This is a genomic window from Dickeya sp. CFBP 2040, assembly GCF_012273755.1.
GTDB classification, from domain to species: Bacteria; Pseudomonadota; Gammaproteobacteria; order Enterobacterales; family Enterobacteriaceae; genus Dickeya; species Dickeya poaceiphila.
Genome location: NZ_JAAVXH010000035.1, coordinates 1 through 506, shown reverse-complemented (window position 1 = coordinate 506; position 506 = coordinate 1). Strand labels below are relative to the sequence as shown.

The 506-nt window shown below is 34.8% G+C and carries 1 protein-coding gene; it reads right to left on the bottom strand.

Going from position 1 to position 506, the window contains the following annotated elements:
- Window positions 1–138 precede the first annotated feature (138 nt).
- Window positions 139–506, bottom strand: a 368-nt coding sequence (locus Dpoa2040_RS05455; protein ID WP_246867254.1) for a DUF4756 family protein, incomplete at its 5' end; no start/stop codon positions are given.

The window sequence follows — 506 nt, the reverse complement described above, 5'->3', positions numbered from 1 at the left end:
GACACCAGAAACTGCGAAAGGTATTACTTGAATGAACTTTCCTTCCAGAAAGTAAGCTCGTAAAAAAGTGGGTGAAGTAAATGTCAATCACTACATACCATATTGGTGAGGTCACCAATATGGTCTCTCTATTTTCATTTAAATAGCCATTTTCCTGCGTTTTGTATTCGTTATCGCATATCCATTTACTAAAAATGATATATCAGAAAGTTGCTCAAGGTTTTTCTCAACAGACTGCTGATAATCAAGTGCCGCTTCAGTTCGTTGCTTTACCACGAGAGCGATAATTTCATCATCACTTTTTTCTACAATCGCTTTCGCATAAAGCCTGCGTTCATAAAGCTTATCAAAATCCCCTGATGATTGGACAGATTTTTTAGCCTCTGAATAACTTATAGGATTAATTTCATCGATAAAATTAACCATTAGAGATTTTCTCTTTTTATCTAGCCTGCGTAGTTCTGTATGTGCAGATTTATATTTCTTAATTTCATATTCAAATGCGT